Raw genomic sequence first — 18,702 nt, 5'->3', positions numbered from 1 at the left:
TCTCCATTTGCAAAACTGCAGAAGGCGCAGCCGAGTGAGCTGCGCTTTTTTGATTGAGCGTTAAAGGCCTTTATTGGCGCTTCGTTCATACCTGGCCCAAAGCGCCACGGGCGGCTGCGACATCTTGTGTCATCGCCATTTGTTGATCACATACCCCTTGTATCGCATGCGCGCTTACTATACGTAGCAATCATTATAAGGTTGCTTATGAATAGCAGGCTTCTTATAGATGAATTCGACACCTACTCTCGGCTTTCTTCTCCATGACGTTGCCCGGCTTCTTCGGAAGCGATTCGAGCAGCGCGCAAAAGATCTTGGCCTGACGCGTTCGCAATGGCAGACGCTCGCCTACCTCGCAAACAACGAGGGCATTCACCAGGCTGGCCTGGCCGAAATGCTGGAAATCGAGCCGATCACCTTGGTTCGCATCCTCGATAAGCTCAGCGAACGCGGTCTGGTGGAGCGTCGGCAGCATCCAAACGATCGAAGAAGCTGGCTGCTCTACATGCGCGACGAAGCCCGACCATTGATGGACACGATGCGCGGTATGGGCGACCTGACACGCAGGGAAGCGCTCGAAGGAGCCTCGCAGGAGGATCAAGAGCGCATCTACGAATTGCTTATCCTTATGAAATCGAACCTGATTAGCGCCTGCCGTTCAAAGGCAGTCGACAAAGAGTTACAACATGGCTGAAGCTTCTTCCTCAATCCGCATACCCGCGAACGCAAATTCCGCTGAACAGACTGAGGCCCCGGTGGCCGAGGCCCCGTCCTCCAATCCCTCACCACAGCCGGCGGCGGCTGCAGCGGCGGCGCCGATCTCGCCCCCAGAAATGCCTCGCAAGCGCCGCAAGCTGACGCGACCGGTGCTGTTTGCACTGCTGCCTGTCGCGCTCGTCATTGGCGGCTATTACTACGTCACCGGCGGGCAGATCATGTCCACGGACAATGCCTATATCCAGGCCGATATGGTTGGTGTTTCCACCGACGTTTCCGGCACGGTGATATCGGTCGACGTGCATGAAAACGAAGTGGTGAAGAAAGGGCAGGTGCTCTTCCGCCTGAAGCCTGATTCGTTCCGGATTGCGCTCGAAGGCGCGAAAGCGCAGCTCGGCAATGCCAGGAACCAGATCCTGAACCTGCAGGCGAGCTACAAACAGTCCCTGGCGGAAATCGCCCAGGCACAGGCCGACATCCCGTATTATCAGACGGAACTCGACCGCCAGCAGAACCTGATCACCAATTCGGTCGCTTCCAAGGCAGCTCTCGACCAAGCCAGACACAATCTCGAAGCGGCACAGCAGAAGGTATTGGTCGCAAAGGCCACGGCCGCCGCGACCCTTGCACAGTTGGGCGGTGAAGGCGCTGCCGATCTGCCTGCGGAACAGAACCCGCTTTATCTGCAGGCCAAGGCCGCAGTCGACAATGCGCAGCGCGAACTTGACGATACCGTGGTGAGGGCCCCCTTTGACGGAGTGACCGCCAATGTTCCCTCCCTGCAGGTCGGCGCTTATCTGACTGCGTCCCAGCCTGGTTTTTCGCTGGTTTCCACAACGCATATGTGGATCAATGCCAGCCCGAAGGAAACCGAGCTGACCTATGTGCGGCCCGGCCAGAAGGTCGATATCTCCGTCGATGCCTATCCGGGTATGACGTGGAAGGGCACGGTCGCCAGCATTGCGCCGGCATCCGGTTCCAGCTTCTCGCTTCTGCCAGCGCAGAACACGACCGGCAACTGGGTGAAGGTCGTGCAGCGCATACCGATGATCATCAATATCGACGACACGGCGGGCAAGCCTCCGTTGCGCGTCGGAATGAGCGTCGTCGCCGATGTCGACACGGGCCACGCCCGCGGCCTGCCTGATTTCATCACCAACCTGCTGGGCCGCTCACGCGGTCAGGATCATGAGTAACGCCACCACCGCCTCGCCGTCGGCGCCAGTCGCCAATCGCGGTGCGATCACCGCCTGCGTCATCCTGTCTGTCATCATGCAGGCGTTGGACACCACCATCGCCAACGTCGCCCTGCCGCATATCCAGGGCGACGTTTCGGCCAGCGCCGACCAGATCAACTGGGTCCTGACGTCCTATATCGTCGCAGCGGCGATCATGACGCCACCCTCGGGCTTCCTTTCGGCAAAATTCGGCCGCAAGCGGGTCTTGCTGGTCGCTATCGCCGGCTTCGTCGCCGCCTCGGTGCTGTGTGGCCTGTCGGAGTCGCTGATACAGATCGTCGGCTTCCGCCTGCTGCAAGGCCTGTTCGGCGCATCGCTCGTACCTTTGTCGCAGGGCATCCTGCTCGATATCTACAATGTCGAGGAGCGCGGCCGCGCCATGGCGCTGTTCGGCGTCTCGGTCATGGTCGGGCCGGTGCTGGGTCCCGTCATCGGCGGCTGGTTGACCGACAATATCAGCTGGCGCTGGGTATTCTATATCAACGTACCGATCGGCGCGCTCGCCTTCTTCGGCATCGTCGTCTACGTAACGGAAACCAAGCTCGATGCACTCGCCAAGCTCGACTGGTTCGGCTTCGGCATGCTCTCTATCGCGATTGCCGGCCTGCAGCTTTTCCTCGATCGCGGCGAGCAGCTCGACTGGTTCTATTCGAGCGAGATCATCATCGAGGCACTCGTCTGCGTCAGCGCCTTCTATCTCTTCCTAGTGCACATGTTCACGGCCGAGCGAAGCTTCGTCAATCCGCGGCTTTTCATGGACCAAAACTTTGCCGTCAGCATTCTGTTCATCTTCATCGTCGGCGTGACCTATCTGGCATCGCTGGCGCTGATGACGCCCTATCTGCAGACATTGATGGGCTATCCGGTCGTCACTGCCGGCATCGTCATGGGACCGCGCGGCCTCGGCACCATGTTCTGCATGTTCCTCGTGGGGCGCCTGATCGGCAAGGTCGACACGCGCTGGCTATTGTTCATCGGCCTCGCGCTGACGGCCTGGGCCATGTACGACATGACGGGCTGGACGCCGGATGTTTCACAATGGACGCTGATATCGGTCGGCTTCGTTCAGGGTGCCGGCCTCGGCTTCCTCTTCGTGCCCCTGACCACGATCGCCTTTGCGACGCTGCCGGCGCAGATGCGCGGCGAGGGGACGGGCCTCTACAATCTCTCGCGCAACATCGGCTCCAGCGTTGGAATCTCGGTCGTCTCCATGCTGATTACCGAGAACACACAGGTCAACCATGCCAACATCGCCGCCTATGTCACGCCATTCAACCGTTATTTCGACCTCACGGCCGCGCAGGGCGTGAGCCCGTTCACGGCGGTCGGCAGGGCCTCGCTTGACGGCATGATCACGACGCAGGCGACTATCATCGCCTATATCGACGACTTCAAGCTGCTGATGCTGATGTCGATCTTCGCCATGCCGCTGCTGGTACTCTTGCGCAAGCCGAAGGCGCCGCCGGCGGTCGACCACAGTGTCGCGATGGAATAGAGCATTTCCAGGAAAAGTGCTAAGCGGTTTTCCGTCCGGAATGCGTTGAGAAATCATAGAACAAGCGTTTCGCGATTCGATAGAGAGCGGAAAAGCTTGCCACGCAGTCTTTCCAGTTTCACTGTGTGGCCAGACGGCCGCCGGGCACCACCCCGGCGGTCTTTTTTGACCATGATTACGGGAAACGGCGGCTGACGAAGCGCGAGCCAGCAGCACCGAAGCGCCAGAGCGGATCGATATTCTTCGTGATGCCGATGCGTTTGCCCGAAACGACCGGCACCGGTTCGGCAATAGATAACGAAAACGGAGGCACGTCCAGCGAGCGACCGTCGAGGCTTATATCGATAGCAAGCGCCTGCGAAAGCTTGCCCGGCCCGTTGCACAGCGAGACGATGTCAGCCAGTCCTCGCCGCCGGATCATGTCTTCGATGCCGTTTTCCGGCTCGATCGCCCGAATGAGCACGGCGCTCCCCTTGGTGCAAACGAAATTCAAACACCAGTGAATGCCATAGGAGCGATAGACATAGACATGGCCGGCCGGTCCGAACATGGCCGCATTGCGCGGTGTCGGCCCGCGATATGCATGGGACGCCTCGTCATCGGGCCTATAGGCTTCCGTCTCGACGATACGACCGCCTATCCCCACAACCGTGAAACGCATTCCGATTAACTCCGACGCGACCACGACGGCATCTCGACTAAAAAAAGCGGTGAGGGCAGGGCCGGCGAGTGGCTTGGTGCCGAGCGAGAGGGAAGGATCGTCAGAAGTCATGGGAGAAAACTATCCCGGATAGCCGAAGCCATCAACACGGCGCCGAGCATCAAGTGCTTGGTCCGGCGTACTGATAATTGACAAAAGCTAAGTATAACTTATTAATAGCCTGCTTCAGTCAGATTTGACCCCTGACCTGGCGAAGGTGGCCCGGCCCTTTCCAGCGGCAGGGCCACCTTATTTTTAGCGCGCTGACGACATGAACTCCCCACAGCGCTACCTGAACCGATCGACATTCCTCAATTGCCATTCCAGCCGACCTCGAGAATGCGAGGGAGTTAGGCGTAACAAGTTGACGCGGCGACCAAAGCTGCTAAAAAGCCAGCCGTCGAGTGATTGGGCAGAATACCGGTAGCCACACCCGGTTTCGAAAAATCAGCACTGCCTAGATTTTTCAGGCCTTTTCAGTTGCTTGGAAGAGTGTCCGAGTGGTTTAAGGAACCGGTCTTGAAAACCGGCGTGCGGGAAACCGTACCGTGGGTTCGAATCCCACCTCTTCCGCCAAAGGGCTTTCCCAATTTTTACGTTCTCGTAAAATCCAGGCATGTCACAATCCGCGCCCATGCCTTGTCATGTCCTTCGCAACGCTAAATTCGAAGGAGATGACAATGATCTGGCAGGGCATCGCAATCGTGTATCATAGCGGCTACGGACATACCGGCCGGCAGGCCGAGGCCGTCAGGGCAGGGGTCGAAGAGATTGATGGCGCGGAGGCGATAGTCGTTACCGTGGACAGGGTGGAGCACCATTGGGATGATCTCAATGCGGCGCATGCGATCATCTTTGGCTCGCCGACCTATATGGGCGCAGTTTCTGCACCATTCAAAGCATTTCAGGAAGCGACGTCGAAGACCGTTCTTGCGAGGGGCTATTTGTGGAGGGACAAGATCGCGGCTGGTTTCACAACCTCGGGGTCACGATCCGGTGACAAGCTTTCGACGCTGATGCAGATGGTAATCTTCGCAGCCCAGCATGGAATGCATTGGGTCGGTCTCGATCTGCCGCCGGCCAATTGCTCTTCAACGGGCTCGGAAGAAGACATGAACCGGCTCGGCTTCTGGCTTGGCGCGGCAGCGCAGGCGAATACGGACGAAGGTCCGGAGACTGCGCCGCCCGCATCCGATCTCGCGACCGCCCGCCATCTCGGCCGGCGGGTAGCGCTGACGGCGCTGCAGTTCGCCCGTGGCCGCGAGGCCAATCCATTCGCACGCGAGTTTGCGGCCAATGAATGAGGTGACGTCCGACCCGATCTTCTCCGAGCTGCGTCCACGCCTTGTCAGGCTCGCCTATAGAATGCTCGGATCGGTCGCGGATGCCGAGGATATCGTGCAGGATAGCTGGCTGCGCTGGCTGGCAACCGATCGCGCCTCGGTCCGCGAACCGGCGGCGTTCCTGCGGACAGTCGTCACCCGGCTTTGCCTCAACGAGCTGAAATCGGCCCGCCGCCGCCGGGAATCCTATGTGGGTTCCTGGCTGCCGGAGCCGATTTTCGATCCGGAGGACGGCGATGCCGCTGACGATATAACCATGCCGCTGATGCTGGCGCTGGAGCGTCTTTCGCCTTTGGAGCGAGCCGCCTTTCTTCTGCATGACGTGTTCGGCATGAATTTCGATGAGATCTCCTCGGCAATTGGTCGTGAGGCGGCCGCCTGTCGCAAGCTTGCAAGCCGGGCGCGGGCGCATGTCACCGAGGCCCGGCCGCGCTTCGCCATCGGCAAGGAAGAGGGGCTCAAGCTTGCCACGGCCTTCTTCACTGCGTCGAGAACGGGTGACATGGCCTCTCTTCAGGCCTTGCTTTCAGAAGATGTCATTGTCTATGCCGACGGCGGCGGCAAGGTGCCGACATCGCAGCGACCACACATCGGGCTTCCTGCCACCCTACGGCTTCATGAGCAGCTGGCCCAAATCTTCCGGGCACAGCCCTCGCAACTGATCCGCTATGCGATTATCGACGGCTTGCCAGGCTTCGTGACGATAGAGGGCGGAAACATCGTGCAGACCACCGCGCTGCAGATCGAGCGGGAAAAAGTCGTTGCCATTTATTGCACCCGCAACCCGGACAAGCTGAAGCACGTTATCGGGGCGATAGAGTCGGCGGCATCTATCGCGGCGAACTACTGATGCGACTTGATACAAGCACTGAAAAGAACTGCTCCAAATCTGCCCATCAAGATCCCAACGCAATCACAAACCGAGTGCATCTGTTGCAATCCGGACAGGCGGGTGGCGATCAGAAAGCAGTCCATTACCGGTGCGAAACGATTTTGATTGAGACTACTTGAAGCTGGCAGCGCTTTACTGGGCATTAACCATGATCTTCGGAATTTCTTCGGTGCGCTCAATTTGCATCGCAAAATGGACAAACTGCAATCATGATTAAAGCACCGTTAGGTGATTGGAGCGTAGCAGGATACCGGAACGAGGGACTACCGGTAGCAGACCTCCGTCAAAGTAATGAGTAGCGGCTTGGGACAGATGACATTCGAAAATCGGGCGGTGACATACACAACGGCCATGCGTTGGTTTGCTCTCTCACTGATGTGCGCAACCATCACGGCCTGCGGAACGACGCAGAAAGCGCCCAGCAAGCGCCAGCACGGCAAGGAATATTTCTCCGAGAAGGAATATGGCGTGAAGGCGAGCCCACGCGTCGTCAATAACGGTCCGGTGCCGAAGGGCGGCGGCCGCTTCATGGTTGGCAATCCCTATCAGGTGAAGGGCAAGTGGTATTACCCCAAGGAAGATTTCGGCTATAACAAGGTCGGCGTCGCCTCCTGGTACGGTTCGGCCTTTCACGGCCGCCTGACCGCCAACGGCGAAGTCTACGACCAGCAGTCGCTGACCGCCGCCCATCCGACCTTCCCGCTGCCGAGCTATGCCCGCGTCACCAACGTCGAGACCGGCTCCTCCATCATCGTTCGCGTCAACGATCGCGGCCCATACCATCCCGGCCGCATCATCGACCTTTCGAACAAGACGGCACAGCTGCTCGACCTTCAGCACAGCGGCACCGGCGACGTACGCGTGCAATATGTCGGCCGCGCCCGCATGGACGGTCATGACGAACCCTATCTGATGGCTTCTTACATCCCGAAGGGTTCGCGTCTGCCTGGTATCAATCCGGGTGGCCAGATCGCAACTGGTGTGATGGTGGCCTCTGCCGGCCGGATGACTGCTGATCAGCTGCCAGATTCGTATACCCCAACACCGACGCGCCCCAGCCGTCAGGTGCGCAGCTTTGATGCCGCGCCGGCGATCGCACCCGTCCCACGCCAGGCGCCCTATTCGGCAACGGCCTTCGCTGATGCGCCGAAGCCTGCCTACAGTGGCGACAAGCGCAACAATCTGCCGCCGATGACCTGGAACGGAGGCGCAATGCCTGCCGCCGAGGGCGCCGAGCCGGTCATGATCGTTCTGCCGCAAATCGGGCCGATTCCCCGTGAACGACCTGATTTCACGCCTCGACTGGCAAGCCTTGACGATCAATCGATCGGTTCGGCTGTCGCCGCCTATCAGAATGCGCCGGTCAAAACAGTTTATGTCGACCTCGCTTTCGATGCGGTCATGGTTCGTAACGACGGCCTCACGCAGGAATCGATTCTCTCGTCCTATCGCCGCCAGCGTCAGGGTACCACGCAGGTCGATTGATCGGCGTCATTGCCTGAATCTTAACCCGTCACTAAAATAATCGTGCCGGTGGTCGGATGAAGGGGGCGATATGCCAAAGCGCTTGATTCTTTTGTTCCTTCTTCTCCTCGGGTTCGCGAATGTCACGGCCTTCGCGCAGCCGGCCGCGCCAGGTGCTTTCGACACGAAAGCCGCGCAGGCATTCATGATCGAGGCGTCGACCGGTACTATCCTGCTTGCCAAAAACGAGGATCAGCTGATTTCGCCTGCGTCGCTTGCGAAACTGATGACGCTGGATGTCGTTTTCGATGCGATCGGGCGAGGGGAGATCAATCTCGATACCGAATATCCCGTCTCGGAAAATGCCTGGCGTACGGGCGGCGCTCCCTCACGCGCATCGACAATGTTCGCAGCTCTGAAATCGCGCATCCGCGTCGGCGATCTGATCCAGGGTATTGCCGTGCAGCAGGCAAACGACGCCTGTATCGTTCTGGCGGAAGGCATGTCTGTCAGCGAACGCGAATTTGCCCGTCGCATGACGGCGCGCGCAAGAGAGATCGGGATGTCCCGGTCCACCTTCACCAATTCCACCGGCCTGCCGGATGCCGACGATCCCAATGCCGGCGGCAAGGTTTCCGCGCGAGAGATGGTCATGCTGGCTCAGGACCTGCAGGAGAAGCACCCGGATCTCTACAAATATTTCGGGCAGGCCGACTTCACCTGGAACAAGATCTATCAGCGCAACAAGAACCCGATGCTTCTGCTCAATATCGGCGTGGATGGTCTGGGGCTTGGCTTTGCGGAAGGGGAAGGCTTTTCGATCGTAGCGTCCATTCAGCGCGATGGCCGCCGGCTGTTCCTCGCACTCGGAGGGTTGAAGAGCGACAAGGAGCGCATCGAGGAGACGCGACGCGTCCTCGAATGGGGGCTCAGCAATTTCAAGAGCCAGCGTATCTTCGCCGATGGCGAAGTGATCGGCGACGCCAGCGTCTATGGCGGCGCCGCATCGACCGTCGGCCTGCGGGCTAAGATACCCGTCGATATATACGTCCCTGTGGACACGCCGGACCGGCTATCTGCTCGCATCGTCTATCGCTGGCCGCTGACGGCGCCGGTGGCTGCGGATTATGAAGCCGGAACTCTCCGCGTCTTTCTGGGCGCGCGTCTGCTACGAGAGCTGCCACTCTATACGAAGGAATCGGTCGAGCGGGGCACATTGGGTCGCCGCGCTTTCGATGCCTTCATGGAACTGACGGAATCGCTGCTGTTCTCCTGGCTGTGGGACAAGCCTTTGCCGACGTGAGTGGGCTGTAAGGCTCGCGAAATCTCTGTTCACACCCCATATAGAGTGGCGGAGACCGGGACATGCACGGTTCCACCTGAACATGTCTTGGGTTAAACAGGATGCGTATCGCACGCCGCACGAATGGCACGCGAAAAGTGCAGGACATGATCATTGGCTGATGCAAACGGATTATTCGTAAGCTTTGAAGGCGGCGAGGGGGCTGGCAAATCCACCCAGATTCGCCGGCTGGCTGAGCGGTTGCGCGAGCGTGGCCACGAGGTTCTGGTAACGCGTGAACCCGGAGGCTCACCAGGAGCGGAAGCGGTACGGCACGTCCTGCTTTCAGGTGCTGCGGAAACCTTCGGCACGCGCATGGAGGCGATCCTCTTCGCTGCTGCCCGCAACGATCATGTCGAGGACGTCATTCGTCCGGCACTTTCGCGCGGCACCATCGTCCTTTGCGATCGGTTCATGGATTCCTCGCGCGTCTATCAGGGTGTGACGGGCAATCTCGAGCCTGACTATATCGAGGCTCTGCAGAGGGTTGCCGTCAACGGCGTCATTCCGCATTGCACGCTGATTCTCGACATTCCCGCCGAAGTCGGTCTGGAGCGCGCACGCAAGCGCGCCTCCGCCGTAACCGCACCCGATCGCTTCGAAAAGGAAGAGATGCAGACCCACGAGAAGCGCCGCGAAGCATTCCTCGATATCGCCGCCCGCGAGCCCGAGCGTTGCCACGTCATCGACGCCCTGAAGCCGGAAGATGAGATCGCCGCCGAAATTGTCGGGATCGTCGACAAGAGGCTCGGCGCTGCCAATATCGTCGCCAGATCGGAAGCCGCGCAATGAGCGACGAGCGACCGGGTGTCCTCGACGGCGCCATTCCTCCGCAGGACAATACGAAGCTGTTCGGCCATCAAGAAGCCGAAGCCTTCCTCGCCCAATCCTATCGCTCCGGCAAGGGGCATCATGCCATGCTGATCGAAGGCCCCGAAGGCATCGGTAAGGCGACCCTTGCCTTCCGTTTCGCCAATCACGTCCTCTCCCATCCCGATCCGGCATCTGCGCCGGAGACGATCGGCGATCCCGACCCGGCATCCGTCGTCAGCCGGCAGATTTCCGGCGGGGCATCGCATAATCTGCTGCATTTGAGCCGGCCGGTCGACGACAAGACCGGCAAGATGAAATCCGCGATCACCGTCGACGAAGTGCGCCGCGCCGGAAAATTCTTCTCGCAGACATCAGGTACCGGCAACTGGCGAATCGTCATCATCGATCCCGCCGACGATCTCAACCGAAGCGCGGCCAACGCCATCCTGAAAATCCTCGAGGAGCCGCCGAAGCGCGCTTTGTTCCTGGTGCTGTCGCATGCGCCAGGCCGGCTTTTGCCGACAATACGCTCGCGCTGTCTGCCTCTGAAGCTCGCGCCGCTCGAAAACGAGCCTCTGCGCTGGGCGCTCGAAAATCTTGGTGTGCCGCCAGGGCAGGGGAACGACGTGCTTTCAGCAGCCAAAGGCAGCGTCAGCGAGGCGCTCAAGCTCCTGAACTACGGTGGCGGCGAGATCATCGAAGCTTACCACCAGGTGCTTTCGGCAGACGGACCTGCGGCACGCAAGGCAATGCATCGACTCGCTGACGCGCTTTCCGGCAAAGACAGCGACACGATCTTCGGCTTCTTCCTGTCGCATATCGGCGACGATATCATCGAGCGAGCCCGCGCCGCCGCGCTTGACGGCTCGATTTCGACGGCCGAAAGGCTGGCACGGCTGCATTCCGAGACCACAGAGCGGCTGAACGTGTCGCAAGCCTATAATCTCGATCGTAAGCAGACGCTGATTACCATCCTCGGCGAGCTCAAACAGCAGCTTTCAGCCTAGCTTCCCCATGCGATTTCTGGGAATGAAAACTCGCTGCATTCCTCAGTTTTGCAGCGAGAGATGCATGCGGATCATCACGGCGATATATCCAAAAAACGGCATGATGTAATCCATTACCAGCGTGTAGTGCAGCGCGATGCGGCCCCCTACCTTCATGGTCAGACCGTATCCCAGCTGAAGTGATCGGTCTCATTTGAAGGTGCCGCAGCCCTTCGGCTGTGGAATTGGATTGGAGACTAACCGTGACACTACATGACAAACCGTTGATCGCGATTGTCGGTGCGACGAGCAAGCAAGGGCGAAGCGTGGCGACGACGCTGCTTCAAAGTCAACGCTTCCGCGTCCGTGCGCTTACTCGGAGCAAGGATTCACCCTCAGCGCGCGCGCTGCAGGCGTTAGGGGCGGAAATCGTGACGGTGCCGCTCGAACTCGGCCGGACAAAGGAACTCGTGGGTGCCTTCGAGGGCGCTGCCGGCGCCTTCCTGATGACGCCTCCTATCGCGCCGCCGGACACGAGTGAGGCGCCGCTTGGCCGGCAATTGGCCGATGCTGCCGTGGAGGCCGGGGTCGGCCATGTGGTCTTCAGCACGCTGGAGAATGTCGAAAAGATCTCAGGCGGGACGAAATATGCGCCACACTTCACCGACAAGGCAAAGGTTGCCGATTATATACGCGGACTTCCGGTCTCGCACTCCTTCGTCATGCTCGCGTTCTTCTACACCAACCTGCTCGAATATTATGTTCCTCGGTATGATGGCGACACGCTCCTATTGCCGATCTATCTGCCGGAAGACTTCGCCGCACCTTTCGTCGATCCGTTGACGGCCACCGGTCCTGTCGTCCTGGAGATCTTCTCCCACCCCGAACGCTACAACGGAAAGACGCTCCCGATCGTGGGTGACATCATTTCACCGCGTGAAATGGTCGATACCTTCCGGCGCGTAACGGGTCTGAAAGCCGAATATCGGAACGCCTTTTCCAGGGACGGCCTCCTGCAGTATTTTCCGGAATTCGCCGCCAACGAGCTGCTCGTCCGCGAAATTTTGGGGATGGTCGAATACGCCGTCGAATATGGCTATTTCAGTGGAGAACATGATCTCGGCTGGAGTCGCCGCTTGGATCCGGACACATTGAACTGGGAGCAATTTTTGCGAACCACCGGCTGGCGTGGTGAAAAGCGAGCGTTCGGACTTTGAGGCCGATTGCCTATCTCTCAGTTCACAGCGATGCCCGGCAGCTTCTTTAACTCGGTGACGAGGAAATCGACCAATAGCCGCACGCGAGCGACGCCTGCTCGTTCGGGCACGACGAGCAGGCTGATGGGAACCGCCTCAAGGTCGTACTCGTCAAACAGGACTTCGAGCGTACCGGCATCGAGCAGATCCTGAACCAGCCAGAGGTGAGCGGGACCGATGCCGCGGCCGGCCGCCAGAGCAGCGCGAGCAGCGAGGCCGTGATCGACCCGCAGCATTCCGCTCACCGGAACCACCAGACGCATCCCATCCGGAGCAAACAGCATAAGCTGATCGCTTCCGGCAATGTTGGACATTACCACGCTATCGTGCTGCGCGAGGTCGGCGGGACGTGTGGGCCGTCCTTTGCGGCAAAAATAATCGGGCGAACCCACGAGCCGTCGATGGCTTTTTCCGATGGAAACGAGCTTCATGGCGTCATCGGCAATCGGCCCCAGACGCAAAGCGATATCAATCCCCTCCCGAGCAAGATCGATGCGCTCGTCCGTAAGATTAAGATCTATCCTGATCTCCGGATATCGGTCTTGAAAATCGAAAATCATCCGCGTGACGTGCATGACGCCGAGAGCGGCAGTGCAGGATAGGCGAACGGCACCTGCCGGCGACCGCCGCGCATTTCTTGCTTCTTCGATAGCCTGCTCGACAAGCCGCAGAATCTGCAGGCAGTTTGCATAGTAGCGGCTCCCTTCCTCGGTGAGCGTGACGCGGCGTGTGGTCCTTCCGAGAAGAGGGACCCCGACGGCCGCCTCCAACTCATTGATATGGCGGGTTACCGTCGATTGACCAAGGCCAAGCTCGCGCGCAGCAGCCGACAAACTACCACGTTCTACAACCCGGACGAACGTCCGCATCCGATCCAGGGAAAGGCCCTGATCATCCATTTTTTGGCGAAATCAGGTTCATTACCTCTTATAAATTGATTAATCGCCTTTGGCTACGGCAACCCTTCCAAGGCGGCTGCATGATCGTACCGGCTGTCAATCCGGCATTATGTTCACGGCGACCTAGGGTAAGATCAGCTTCCAGGCAACGATCGCGAGTGTCACGGCAAGAATGATGCGCACGGACCGCTCATGCAGGCGAGGCGCGAGCAGGCTGCCGGCGACGATACCTGGAATTGACCCCACCAGCAGGGCGAACAGCATCGTCCAGTTGATCTCGCCGATGAACCAATAGCCCATGCCGCCGATCAAAGTCAGCGGCACGGCATGGACGATGTCGGAGCCGACGATTTCGCGGACATCCGTCTGCGGATAGAGCACCAGCAGGACGGTGACACCGAGCGCGCCGGCGCCGACCGAGGTCATCGTGACGAGAATACCGAGCATAAGGCCGAGGATGACTGTGAGCAGAGCAATGTTGCGCGGCGATATCGTTCCGCGTTCGCCGCGCCATTTGCGGATGGCCTCGAGGATCTGGCCACGGAAAATCAGCATCAGCGCCGTCAAAAGCAAAAGACAGCCCAATGACAGGGTGATGGAATGAGCAACGGCGGGGCTCTCGCGATTGACGCCGGCCATGATCCAGAGCATGGCGAGCGCCGCCGGAACACTGCCTGACGCCAAAAGGCTCACAACCTTCCAATTGACGCGTCCGTGCATGCCGTGCACGGCCGTTCCTGCGGTCTTGGTGATTGCGGCATAGAGCAGATCCGTGCCAACGGCCGTTGCCGGATGGACACCGAAGAGAAGTACGAGCAGGGGGGTCATCAGCGAGCCGCCGCCGACCCCTGTAATGCCCACAAGCATGCCAACGAAAAAGCCGGAAAAGGAATAAAGCGGCTGAAAGGAATCAATCAAACTCAAATTCACGGCCTCTTGAAGCCGCTAGGCGGACCAATACATAAAACGATGAAATCCACGGCCAAGTCTGTCCTGCGTTCCACTCTCCCAGAGGGGTAAAGGCGAGGCAGGGTCGAGTCAAGCAAAGCGCCATCCCGAAGTTCCGAATGCCGCGCGCGAAACTTGGTGTTTCGCTCATGGCAAACATGCGCTAAAGCGAGCGGAGCAAGAATAACAGCGACGTAACAGTAAAAGCGGGCCACTGCCTCACATGACCGAAAAAACTCCGTTCTACATCACCACCGCGATCGCCTATCCCAACGGCAAGCCGCATATCGGCCATGCCTATGAGCTGATCGCCACCGATGCGCTGGCACGTTTCCAGCGCCTCGATGGCCGCGATGTCTTCTTTCTGACGGGTACGGACGAGCATGGCCAGAAGATGCAGCAGACGGCGCGGGCCGAAGGCATGGAACCGCAACAGCTCGCCAATCGCAATTCCGATGAATTCCAGGCGATGGGCAAGCTGCTGAACGCGTCGAATGACGATTTCATCCGCACGACGCAGCCGCGCCACCACGAGACCTCGCAGAACATCTGGAACCTGATGGCCGATGCCGGCGACATCTACAAGGATTCCTATGCCGGCTGGTATTCCGTGCGTGACGAAGCCTATTACCAGGAAAACGAAACCGAGCTGCGCGCCGATGGCGTGCGCTACGGGCCGCAAGGCACGCCGGTCGAGTGGGTGGAGGAGGCAAGCTACTTCTTCAAGCTCTCCGAATACCAGGACCGGCTGCTGAAGCTTTACGAAGAGAACCCGGATTTCATCGGTCCGGCCGAGCGCCGCAACGAAGTCATTTCCTTCGTCAAGTCCGGCCTGAAGGATCTATCGATTTCCCGCACGACTTTCGATTGGGGTATCAAGGTGCCCAACGATCCGTCGCACGTCATGTATGTCTGGGTCGACGCTCTGACGAACTACATCACGGCGACCGGCTACATTGAGGATAGGAACAATCCGAGGGCGAAATACTGGCCTGCCGATCTTCATATCATCGGCAAGGACATCATTCGTTTCCATGCCGTCTACTGGCCGGCCTTCCTGATGTCGGCGAAGCTGCCGCTGCCGAAGCGTGTCTATGCCCACGGCTTCTTGCTCAACAAGGGCGAGAAGATGTCGAAGTCGCTCGGCAACGTTGTCGATCCGGTCAATCTGGTGAACCATTTCGGCCTCGACCAGGTGCGCTACTTCTTTCTGCGCGAGGTCTCCTTCGGCCAGGACGGCAGCTACAGCGAAGAAGCGATCGGCACGCGCATCAATTCCGACCTCGCCAATGGCATTGGCAATCTCGCCAGCCGCTCGCTGTCGATGATCGTCAAGAACTGCGACGGCCAGATTCCTGAATGCGGTCCGCTGACCGACGAAGACAAGGCGCTTTTGGCTCAGGCCGACGCGTTGCTTGCCTCGACCCGCGAAGACATGGGCAAGCAGCTGATCCATCGCGCGCTCGCTTCCATCATCGCGGTGGTTTCCGAAACCGACCGCTATTTCGCGAGCCAGGAGCCCTGGGCGCTGAAGAAGACCGATCCGGCGCGCATGGCAACCGTGCTGTATGTCACGGCCGATGTCGTGCGTCAGATCGGCATTCTCCTGCAGCCCTTCATGCCGGAATCCTCGGGTAAGCTCTTGGATCTCATCGCCATCCCAGCCGACAAGCGCGATTTCGCAGCCCTCGGCGAGGCCGGCCGCCTCGTTGCCGGAACGCCGCTGGAGGCCCCAAAGCCGGTCTTCCCGCGCTATGTCGCGCCGACTGCCGAATAAGGTTTTCCATGCTGATCGACACGCACTGCCATCTGGATTTTGCCGACTTCGAAGAGGAGCGCGACGCGATCGTCGCTCGCGCTCACGAGATAGGCGTCAAACAGATGGTCACCATTTCGACAAAGGTCAGGAAGCTCGACGGATTGCTTGCTCTTAGCCAGCGTTATCCGTCAGTTTTCTGCTCGGTCGGCACTCATCCGAACAGCGCCGATCAGGAGCTTGATATCCAGACGGAAGATCTCGTGCGGTTGGCAAACCAGCACGAGAAGATCGTAGCGATCGGCGAAGCCGGTCTCGATTACTTCTACGACACCGTCAAGCCGGAAGATCAGAAGACCGGTTTCCTGCGCCATATAGCGGCCGCGCGCGAAACGCAGCTACCGCTCGTCATCCACAGCCGCAGCGCCGATGAGGATATGGCCGCGATCCTGACGGAGGAAACAGGGAAGGGGGCTTTCCCCTTTATCCTCCACTGCTTCTCCGCCGGCCCTGCCCTTGCGCAGACTGGCGTCGAGCTCGGCGGCTATATTTCCTTTTCCGGCATCCTGACCTTTCCGAAATCGGAAGAGCTGCGTGAGATTGCCAAGACTGTCCCACACGATCGTCTGCTGGTCGAAACGGATGCGCCATATCTCGCGCCGAAACGCTGGCGGGGAAAACGCAACGAGCCGTCCTATGTCATCAACACTGCCGAAGTGCTGGCCGATACGATCGGTGTCAGCATGGACGAAATCGCCGACATCACGACCGAAAACGCCTTCCGCTGCTTCTCCAAAATGACGAGGGTCTGACGTCGTGACATACCGGCGACGCTTCACCATTTTGGGCTGTTCATCGTCGCCGGGTGTTCCGCGTATTACCGGCGATTGGGGCGCCTGCGATCCGAAAAACGCAAAAAACCGCCGCACACGCGCTGCCTTTCTCATCGAGCAGATCGCACCGGATGGCGGCATTACCACCGTCGTCATCGATACCGGTCCGGATTTCCGCGAACAGATGATCCATGCCGGCGTCAGTTTCATCGACGCCGTTCTCTATACCCACGCCCATGCCGACCATATTCACGGCATCGATGATCTGCGCGGCTATTTCCATATCTCGAACGAGCGCATCCCGATCTATGCCGATCCGCCGACGATGGACCGCATTCGCGAAGGCTTTCGCTACTGCCTGGAAACGCCTGCCGGCAGCAGCTATCCGCCGATCGTCCGCCCGGTGCTGATCGAAAATCTCGAGAAAAGTTTCGTGATCAATGGGGCAGGCGGTCCGATTCGCTTCTGGCCGCACAAGCAGGTACACGGCGATATCCATTCGTTGGGCTTCCGTATCGGCAAACTCGCTTATTGCAGCGATATCAGCGACTTCCCACCGGAATCGATAGAAAGAGTTCAAAACCTCGACATTCTGATCATCGACGCGTTGCAGTATCGGCCGCATCCGAGCCATCTCTCATTGGAGCAATCGCTCGAATGGATCGAACGCTTGGCGCCGAAACACGCCATCTTGACCCACATGCATACGCCACTCGATTATGAAACCGTGCTGGCTGAAACGCCCGATCATGTCGAGCCGGCCTACGATCAGATGCAGATCGAACTCGACGTGGAGGATGATGAGCTATGAGCGAAGATATCAGGAAGCTTTCCAGCCTGGAGCGCGTCGAACTTGCGGCGCGCACGCTGGGGCTCGACATCTCGATCAAGCGCATGGAGCAATCGACGCGGACCGCCGAAGAAGCTGCCAAGGCCGCAGGATGCGCCGTCGGCCAGATCGTGAAATCTCTGGTCTTCGTCAATGCCGATACGCAGGCACTGACGCTGCTTCTTGTTTCCGGCGCCCACAATGCCGACACCGCTTATATTGCAACGGCTTATGGCGTTCGGCTGAAGCGCGCGGATATCGATCGCGTTCGCGACGAAACCGGCTTTGCCATCGGCGGCGTCGCACCCGTCGGCCATCTGGTCGATCTGCCTGTCTTTATGGACGAGAGCCTTTTGGCTTATGATCAGGTCTGGTGCGCGGCCGGGCGTCCGGACAGCATTTTCTCCTGCAATCCAACGACGCTGGCCCAGAAGATTGCGGCCAAGGCGATCCGCATCAAAGCGAACTAAGAATAACGAATGCAGCCGGCGCCGGCAGAGATTGCATGGGGTCCCTGCGGTGGTGCCACAGGGAGGATGCGATGGGCGAGGCTTCGGACGGCAAAAGGATCGATACGGCTTCCCGGATAATTCGTGCGACGCCACGCGCGATCTTCAGAGCTTTCCTCGATCCCGAAGCACTGGCCTCATGGCTTCCGCCGAAAGGCATGACGGGCCGTATCCATGTCTTCGAACCGCATAAAGGCGGCAGTTATCGAATGGTGCTATTCTATGATGCACCGGATCATTCGACATCTGGAAAATCCTCCGAGCATACCGACATTATCTCCGGTCAGTTCATCGAGATCGTGGCGGATGAACGCATCGTTCAGGCGGTGGATTTCGAATCCGAGGACGCCGCATTTGGCGGGACGATGACCATAAGCTGGTCATTGACAGAAGTTCAGACCGGCACAAGGGTCACCGTAGTTTGCGAGAACGTGCCTTGCGGCATCAGTAGAGAAGATCATGACGAGGGACTGAAATCGACCCTCGAAAATCTGGCCAACCATCTGGAATAAGAGCGAAAAATGTCGAACTCATTGTGGTATTGATATCGGTTTTAGTTCCATAATCTATCTTATCTGATATTTAGTTGTAGCGGCATTTTAGAGATGCGACACATAGGCCAGTTAGAGATGCGACAGTCGTCGCCTCTCGGGATGCTGGTCGAACGTCAGCATTGGGGAGC

At 59.0% G+C, this 18,702-nt stretch carries 18 protein-coding genes and 1 tRNA gene; 16 read left to right on the top strand and 3 right to left on the bottom strand.

Going from position 1 to position 18,702, the window contains the following annotated elements; all coding sequences use genetic code 11:
• The first annotated feature begins 229 nt into the window (after window positions 1-229).
• The 3 genes from FHT85_RS00095 to FHT85_RS00085 are packed head-to-tail and all read left to right on the top strand — an operon-like array spanning window position 230 to window position 3,450.
• Complete coding sequence (locus FHT85_RS00095; protein WP_112411769.1) at window positions 230-694, top strand: MarR family winged helix-turn-helix transcriptional regulator; 465 nt, start codon at window positions 230-232, stop codon at window positions 692-694.
• Window positions 687-1,913, top strand: coding sequence for an HlyD family secretion protein (locus tag FHT85_RS00090; RefSeq protein ID WP_112338948.1), 1,227 nt, complete (start codon window positions 687-689; stop codon window positions 1,911-1,913). The genes FHT85_RS00095 and FHT85_RS00090 overlap by 8 nt, the downstream gene beginning before the upstream one ends.
• On the top strand, window positions 1,906-3,450 hold the full coding sequence (locus FHT85_RS00085; RefSeq protein ID WP_112411768.1) for a DHA2 family efflux MFS transporter permease subunit: 1,545 nt from the start codon (window positions 1,906-1,908) through the stop codon (window positions 3,448-3,450). Before FHT85_RS00090 ends, FHT85_RS00085 begins: the two co-directional genes overlap by 8 nt.
• Window positions 3,451-3,625: 175 nt before the next feature.
• On the opposite strand, the gene FHT85_RS00080 is transcribed toward FHT85_RS00085, so the two are convergent.
• A complete protein-coding gene (locus tag FHT85_RS00080) occupies window positions 3,626-4,222 on the bottom strand; it encodes a DNA-3-methyladenine glycosylase (RefSeq protein ID WP_112411767.1) in 597 nt (198 codons plus the stop codon).
• Window positions 4,223-4,636: 414 nt separating this feature from the next.
• Between FHT85_RS00080 and FHT85_RS00075 the strand changes: the two genes are divergently transcribed.
• The 8 genes from FHT85_RS00075 (at window position 4,637) to FHT85_RS00040 (ending at window position 12,207) form a co-directional block, all read left to right on the top strand.
• A tRNA-Ser gene (locus FHT85_RS00075) sits at window positions 4,637-4,726 on the top strand.
• Window positions 4,727-4,830: 104 nt separating this feature from the next.
• Window positions 4,831-5,454, top strand: coding sequence for a flavodoxin family protein (locus tag FHT85_RS00070; protein ID WP_112411766.1), 624 nt, complete (start codon window positions 4,831-4,833; stop codon window positions 5,452-5,454).
• Complete coding sequence (locus FHT85_RS00065; RefSeq protein ID WP_112411765.1) at window positions 5,447-6,343, top strand: sigma-70 family RNA polymerase sigma factor; 897 nt, start codon at window positions 5,447-5,449, stop codon at window positions 6,341-6,343. The genes FHT85_RS00070 and FHT85_RS00065 overlap by 8 nt, the downstream gene beginning before the upstream one ends.
• Before the next feature lie 354 nt (window positions 6,344-6,697).
• Entirely contained in the window at window positions 6,698-7,870 is a 1,173-nt protein-coding gene (locus FHT85_RS00060) for a septal ring lytic transglycosylase RlpA family protein (RefSeq protein ID WP_112411764.1), read from the top strand.
• 70 nt (window positions 7,871-7,940) lie between these two features.
• A complete protein-coding gene (locus FHT85_RS00055) occupies window positions 7,941-9,152 on the top strand; it encodes a D-alanyl-D-alanine carboxypeptidase family protein (RefSeq protein ID WP_112338942.1) in 1,212 nt (403 codons plus the stop codon).
• A 153-nt stretch (window positions 9,153-9,305) separates the two neighbouring features.
• Window positions 9,306-9,983, top strand: coding sequence for a dTMP kinase (gene tmk, locus FHT85_RS00050; protein WP_112411763.1), 678 nt, complete (start codon window positions 9,306-9,308; stop codon window positions 9,981-9,983).
• Entirely contained in the window at window positions 9,980-11,011 is a 1,032-nt protein-coding gene (locus FHT85_RS00045) for a DNA polymerase III subunit delta' (RefSeq protein WP_112398313.1), read from the top strand. The genes tmk and FHT85_RS00045 overlap by 4 nt, the downstream gene beginning before the upstream one ends.
• 242 nt (window positions 11,012-11,253) lie before the next feature.
• The gene (locus FHT85_RS00040; RefSeq protein WP_112411762.1) at window positions 11,254-12,207 is read left to right on the top strand and encodes an NmrA/HSCARG family protein; all 954 of its coding nucleotides are present in this window, start codon (window positions 11,254-11,256) and stop codon (window positions 12,205-12,207) included.
• A gap of 17 nt (window positions 12,208-12,224) precedes the next feature.
• Here the strand turns inward: FHT85_RS00040 and FHT85_RS00035 are convergent, their stop codons facing one another.
• A complete protein-coding gene (locus tag FHT85_RS00035; RefSeq protein ID WP_112398315.1) occupies window positions 12,225-13,145 on the bottom strand; it encodes a LysR family transcriptional regulator in 921 nt (306 codons plus the stop codon).
• 123 nt (window positions 13,146-13,268) lie between these two features.
• Entirely contained in the window at window positions 13,269-14,012 is a 744-nt protein-coding gene (locus FHT85_RS00030) for a sulfite exporter TauE/SafE family protein (RefSeq protein WP_409527317.1), read from the bottom strand.
• A 304-nt stretch (window positions 14,013-14,316) separates the two neighbouring features.
• Here FHT85_RS00030 and metG point away from each other — a divergent pair, with 304 nt between their 5' ends.
• From metG to FHT85_RS00005, 5 genes are all read left to right on the top strand, one after another.
• Window positions 14,317-15,870, top strand: coding sequence for a methionine--tRNA ligase (gene metG / locus FHT85_RS00025; protein ID WP_112338938.1), 1,554 nt, complete (start codon window positions 14,317-14,319; stop codon window positions 15,868-15,870).
• An 8-nt stretch (window positions 15,871-15,878) separates the two neighbouring features.
• Window positions 15,879-16,661, top strand: a complete 783-nt coding sequence (locus FHT85_RS00020) for a TatD family hydrolase (RefSeq protein ID WP_183773918.1) — start codon at window positions 15,879-15,881, stop codon at window positions 16,659-16,661.
• 4 nt (window positions 16,662-16,665) lie between these two features.
• Entirely contained in the window at window positions 16,666-17,493 is an 828-nt protein-coding gene (locus FHT85_RS00015) for an MBL fold metallo-hydrolase (RefSeq protein WP_112411760.1), read from the top strand.
• The gene (locus FHT85_RS00010) at window positions 17,490-17,981 is read left to right on the top strand and encodes a YbaK/EbsC family protein (protein WP_112411759.1); all 492 of its coding nucleotides are present in this window, start codon (window positions 17,490-17,492) and stop codon (window positions 17,979-17,981) included. The genes FHT85_RS00015 and FHT85_RS00010 overlap by 4 nt, the downstream gene beginning before the upstream one ends.
• Before the next feature lie 71 nt (window positions 17,982-18,052).
• Entirely contained in the window at window positions 18,053-18,532 is a 480-nt protein-coding gene (locus tag FHT85_RS00005) for an SRPBCC domain-containing protein (protein WP_112411758.1), read from the top strand.
• The last annotated feature ends 170 nt before the right edge of the window (window positions 18,533-18,702 follow it).

The sequence above is a fragment of the Rhizobium sp. BK312 genome (assembly GCF_014193605.1).
In the GTDB taxonomy this organism is placed as follows: domain Bacteria; phylum Pseudomonadota; class Alphaproteobacteria; order Rhizobiales; family Rhizobiaceae; genus Rhizobium.
Note: the sequence above shows the minus strand (reverse complement) of the source record. Positions and strands in the feature narration are given on the sequence as shown.

What these genes read in the sequence shown, in the direction of transcription:
- FHT85_RS00035 (WP_112398315.1), bottom strand. Translation starts at nt 13,145, where the DNA reads ATGGATGATCAGGGCCTTTCCCTGGATCGGATGCGGACGTTCGTCCGG.
- FHT85_RS00055 (WP_112338942.1), top strand. Translation starts at nt 7,941, where the DNA reads ATGCCAAAGCGCTTGATTCTTTTGTTCCTTCTTCTCCTCGGGTTCGCG.
- FHT85_RS00045 (WP_112398313.1), top strand. Translation starts at nt 9,980, where the DNA reads ATGAGCGACGAGCGACCGGGTGTCCTCGACGGCGCCATTCCTCCGCAG.
- FHT85_RS00060 (WP_112411764.1), top strand. Translation starts at nt 6,698, where the DNA reads ATGACATTCGAAAATCGGGCGGTGACATACACAACGGCCATGCGTTGG.
- FHT85_RS00020 (WP_183773918.1), top strand. Translation starts at nt 15,879, where the DNA reads ATGCTGATCGACACGCACTGCCATCTGGATTTTGCCGACTTCGAAGAG.
- FHT85_RS00085 (WP_112411768.1), top strand. Translation starts at nt 1,906, where the DNA reads ATGAGTAACGCCACCACCGCCTCGCCGTCGGCGCCAGTCGCCAATCGC.
- FHT85_RS00010 (WP_112411759.1), top strand. Translation starts at nt 17,490, where the DNA reads ATGAGCGAAGATATCAGGAAGCTTTCCAGCCTGGAGCGCGTCGAACTT.
- FHT85_RS00070 (WP_112411766.1), top strand. Translation starts at nt 4,831, where the DNA reads ATGATCTGGCAGGGCATCGCAATCGTGTATCATAGCGGCTACGGACAT.
- FHT85_RS00005 (WP_112411758.1), top strand. Translation starts at nt 18,053, where the DNA reads ATGGGCGAGGCTTCGGACGGCAAAAGGATCGATACGGCTTCCCGGATA.
- FHT85_RS00065 (WP_112411765.1), top strand. Translation starts at nt 5,447, where the DNA reads ATGAATGAGGTGACGTCCGACCCGATCTTCTCCGAGCTGCGTCCACGC.
- metG (WP_112338938.1), top strand. Translation starts at nt 14,317, where the DNA reads ATGACCGAAAAAACTCCGTTCTACATCACCACCGCGATCGCCTATCCC.
- FHT85_RS00090 (WP_112338948.1), top strand. Translation starts at nt 687, where the DNA reads ATGGCTGAAGCTTCTTCCTCAATCCGCATACCCGCGAACGCAAATTCC.
- FHT85_RS00030 (WP_409527317.1), bottom strand. Translation starts at nt 14,012, where the DNA reads ATGCTTGTGGGCATTACAGGGGTCGGCGGCGGCTCGCTGATGACCCCC.
- FHT85_RS00080 (WP_112411767.1), bottom strand. Translation starts at nt 4,222, where the DNA reads ATGACTTCTGACGATCCTTCCCTCTCGCTCGGCACCAAGCCACTCGCC.
- FHT85_RS00095 (WP_112411769.1), top strand. Translation starts at nt 230, where the DNA reads ATGAATTCGACACCTACTCTCGGCTTTCTTCTCCATGACGTTGCCCGG.